This window comes from Candidatus Avelusimicrobium stercoris (assembly GCF_002437085.1).
Classification (GTDB): domain Bacteria; phylum Elusimicrobiota; class Elusimicrobia; order Elusimicrobiales; family Elusimicrobiaceae; genus Avelusimicrobium; species Avelusimicrobium stercoris.
Window position 1 is genome coordinate 1 of the sequence record NZ_DJOA01000001.1, and the last position, 4,254, is coordinate 4,254.

General features: G+C 48.5%; 5 protein-coding genes. All 5 read left to right on the forward strand.

All coding sequences use genetic code 11. The features are described 5' to 3' along the window. Positions 1-91: 91 nt before the first annotated feature. Positions 92-361 (forward strand): hypothetical protein, encoded by a 270-nt coding sequence (locus tag B2118_RS00005; protein WP_428052202.1) that lies wholly within the window; start codon positions 92-94, stop codon positions 359-361. Between the two features lie 280 nt (positions 362-641). Continuing rightward, entirely contained in the window at positions 642-1,421 is a 780-nt protein-coding gene (rfbF, locus tag B2118_RS00010) for a glucose-1-phosphate cytidylyltransferase (protein WP_428052204.1), read from the forward strand. Positions 1,422-1,423: 2 nt separating this feature from the next. Continuing rightward, complete coding sequence (gene rfbG, locus B2118_RS00015; protein WP_428052205.1) at positions 1,424-2,491, forward strand: CDP-glucose 4,6-dehydratase; 1,068 nt, start codon at positions 1,424-1,426, stop codon at positions 2,489-2,491. After that, positions 2,476-3,828: a lipopolysaccharide biosynthesis protein RfbH gene (gene rfbH, locus B2118_RS00020; RefSeq protein WP_428052207.1), complete on the forward strand. Its 1,353-nt coding sequence runs from the start codon at positions 2,476-2,478 to the stop codon at positions 3,826-3,828. The genes rfbG and rfbH overlap by 16 nt, the downstream gene beginning before the upstream one ends. 3 nt (positions 3,829-3,831) lie before the next feature. Beyond that, a partial coding sequence (locus B2118_RS00025) for an NAD-dependent epimerase/dehydratase family protein (protein WP_428052209.1) occupies positions 3,832-4,254 on the forward strand: 423 nt, incomplete at its 3' end.

The following is a 4,254-nucleotide window of genomic DNA, read 5'->3' on the forward strand; positions in this document are numbered from 1 at the left end:
GTGAGCTCGGGGAGTTTCATATCACTACCGGGTGTTAGCGGGTTCTGTTTCCAGCAATAAAGGGAAATTGGCCTATGGAACGTTACAGCAAATGATTTATTTATGCGCAGAACTGGAACACCGAGGGCTTAAAGGGCCTGAAATTTATAATTCCATTATCAGATTAACCCTTCAAGCCGTGCGCCGTTTGCGGAAATACCCCAATGTGGATTTTTCGCTGGTGCGCCGTGCAATACAAGAAGTGGGGTTGCATTTATCAAATTGCAGCCTATATCCACGTTTAAAATATCAATTTTTATGTAAATTAGCAGGTTGTGTGAAAGATAAAAATCTACCGAAGTTAGCATGGTGGATTAGATAAGTCCTTGAAAGCTTCAAAAGAAAAAATCCTCTTCCGACCATATTGATTTGTTGTCCTTTTCAATCAATGCAAAATCCCGCTGTTATATGTTAAAATAGAAAGGAACTATAAACTCTTGGCGGAGAATAGTCTTTCTGCGGGGAAACCCGTCTCGTATTGCTTACAAAAATTCTCTTCCAACCGTTTAGCCCTTTAATATGTTTTGCTATTAAGGGTTAATTTTGTACGAAATAGTATATAGCGGGCACGCCCGTTTAACATCTTCATATAGGAGTTTGCTATGAAAGTTCTTTTGTTAGCAGGTGGTCTTGGCACCAGATTGGGGGAGGAAACCTCTATCAGGCCTAAACCGATGGTGGAAATCGGCGGGTATCCCATCATTTGGCACATTATGAAACTTTACACGCACTACGGACTGACGGACTTTGTCATTTTGTGCGGGTACAAGAGCGAGGTCATCAAAGAATACTTTGTAAATTACTATACCAACAATTCCGATGTTACGATAGACTTTCAAACCAATAAAATTGACGTGCATATGAACCGCTGCGAACCGTGGAAGGTTACCCTTTTATATACGGGGCGTAATGCAATGACGGGCTCCCGTATTAAGCAGGCACGCAAGTTTGTGGGCAATGAACCCTTTATGCTGACGTACGGGGACGGGGTGTCCGACGTGGATATTAATAAGTTGTTAGACTGCCATAAAAAATCGGGCAAATTGGTAACCTTAACGGCCGTCCAGCCCACAGGCCGCTTTGGCGCGCTTAATATTGAGCCCAGCGGCACCATTTCCCGCTTTCAGGAAAAACCGGTAGGGGACGGCGCGTGGGTCAATGGCGGCTTCTTTGTTTGTGAGCCCCAGGCGTTTGACTACATCCCGGAAGGGGACAATATTATGTGGGAGCGCGAACCGCTCACGCAACTGGCCAAAGAAAGCCAATTAAACGCCTATAAGCACTACGGCTTTTGGCATCCGATGGACACCCTGCGCGATAAAATTGAACTTAACGAACAATGGGCAAATGGAAAAGCCCCGTGGAAAGTGTGGGAGGATTAACTATGTGGAGCGACACCTATAAGGGCAAACGCGTTTTACTCACCGGGCACACGGGCTTTAAAGGTTCGTGGCTGGCCTTGTGGCTTACCCAACTGGGGGCCCAAGTGTGCGGGTACGCCTTAAAACCCAATACTACGCCCTCTATGTTTACGGCATTGGATATTGAGCATAAAATTGCCAAAAACGTCTTTGGCGATATTTTGGACAGGAACCTTTTAAATAAAACCTTTGAGGAATTTCAGCCGGAAATCGTTTTCCACTTGGCGGCCCAGCCCTTGGTGCGGCTGTCGTACGCAGAGCCGGTGCTTACCTACGAAACCAACGTAATGGGATCCTTAAACGTATTGGAAGCGGCGCGCCAAACCGCCTCGGTAAAAGCCTTTGTAAACATTACTACCGATAAATGCTACGAAAATAAAGAAGTCGCCCGCGGCTACAAAGAAGACGAGCCGATGGGGGGATATGATATGTATTCTTCCTCCAAGGGATGCGTAGAAATTTTATCCTCGTCTTACCGCCGCAGTTTCTTGCAGGACGGCTATGCCTTGGCTACCGCCCGCGCGGGGAACGTAATCGGCGGGGGCGATTGGGCGGCGGACCGTTTACTGCCTGATTGCGTGCGCTCCATAGAGGCGGGCAAAACCATAGAAATACGCAACCCGCACGCCACGCGCCCGTGGCAGCACGTTTTGGAACCGCTTTCCGGCTATCTGTTACTGGGGCATTTGCTCTATACTAAGGGGCGTGAATACGCCGAAGGCTTCAACTTTGGGCCGAAGGCGGACAGCGTTTTAACCGTGGCCGAGGTAGCCAAACTGGCGGTAAAGTATTACGGAAAAGGCGAAGTGGTGGTGCATAAAAAGGATAACCTGCACGAAGCCAACCTGCTGATGCTGGATATCACCAAGGCCAAGGAACGCCTGGGCTGGACGCCCACCTATACGGCGGAAGAAGCCGTGGAAAAGAGCGTGATTTGGTACAAACAATTTTATGAAGGTAAACCGATGTACGATTTTACCTTACAGCAGATTAACGAGTATATGGAGAAGATGCAATGGAAAAAGAATTAAGAGCAGCTGTCCAAGCGGCGGCGGCCAAGTATTTTGACGCAATTTACGGTGCTAAAAAGGATTTATCTTATATCCCGGCTTCGGGCAAACTGTTAGACAAACAGGATCTGGCCAATATGATTGACGCCTCGCTTGATATGTGGCTGACGGCGGGCCGTTTTAATGACCAGTTTGAAAAGGATTTTGCGGCCTTTTTGGGCGTAAAATTTGCCTTATCCACCAACTCCGGCTCCTCGGCCAATTTGCTGGCCTTATCCGCCCTTACCTCTTATAAACTGGGCGAAAGACGGCTTAAAAAGGGCGACGAAGTGATTTCCGTGGCCGCAGGCTTTCCGACCACGGTCAACCCGATTATCCAGCAGGGGTTAATCCCCGTGTTTGTGGACTGCGAAATCGGCACTTATAACATTGACGTCAAACAAATTGAAGCGGCCCTTTCGCCCAAAACTAAGGCTATTTTTCTGGCACACACGTTAGGGAATATGTTTGATATGGACGCCATTATGGATATCTGCAAAAAGCACAATCTGTGGCTGATTGAAGACTCCTGCGATGCCTTGGGCGCCGAGTGGAACGGCAAAAAGGCAGGTACGATTGGGCACATCGGCACATATAGTTTTTACCCGGCCCACCATATGACGATGGGCGAAGGCGGCGCCGTGGTTACCAACGACCCGCAACTCTACCGCATTATTTTATCGTTCCGCGATTGGGGCCGCGACTGCTGGTGCAAACCGGGTGTGGATAATACCTGCAAAAACCGCTTTAATATGCAACTGGGGCACCTGCCCTTTGGCTACGACCACAAATATACCTATTCCCATATCGGATTTAACTTAAAAATTACCGACTGGCAGGCCGCTTTGGGTGTAAGCCAACTGAAAAAATTGCCCGGCTACCTGCAAAAACGCACCGAAAACGCCACCTATTTAATGAAAAAACTGGCGGACCTTTCCGATGTGCTTATTCTGCCCAAGGTGGACGACAAGGTAAAACCCTCTTGGTTTGGCTTCTTGATTTCCGTCAAGCCAGAAGCCAAATTTACCAAGCAGCAGTTGGTGGAATATTTGGAAAAGAACGGCGTGGGAACCCGCCAATTATTTGCGGGCAATCTCTTGCGCCAGCCCTTAATGGTGGAAAACGATGTAGCCTTGCGCATCGGCGTGGGCGAACTGCAAAACTCGCGCGATTTGACCGAAGCCGACTATAAAAAACTGCCCAATACGGATTTTATTATGAACAATACCTTTTGGGTGGGCGTTTTCCCGCGCTTGGGGGAAAAGGAATTGGACAAGACCTCGCGCCTAATTCACGAATTTGCCGCACAGCATAAATAACATATGAAGAAACACCTTTTGCTCACCGGGGGGAACGGGTTTATCGGTAAGAACATACGGGAGAGTTTTCTTGCCCAAAAGTATGATATTATCGCCCCGCGCAGCAGCGAACTCAATTTGGCCGATACCGAAGCCGTGGATAATTACTTTAAAACGCACCAATTTGATGCGGTCATCCACGCCGCGGTAAAGCCCGGGCACCGCAACGCCAAGGACCCTACTAACCTGCTCTACACCAACTTGCGGATGTTTGAAAACTTGGCCCGGCATACGGACCGCTTTGGCCGCCTGATTAACCTGGGCAGCGGTGCGGTATATGACACCGCCGCTGATAATCGCCTAGTAACTGAGGAACAAATCGGCCTGCGTATGGGCAAAGATGACCACAGTTTTTGCAAATATGTGGTGCATAAACGCATTGAACAC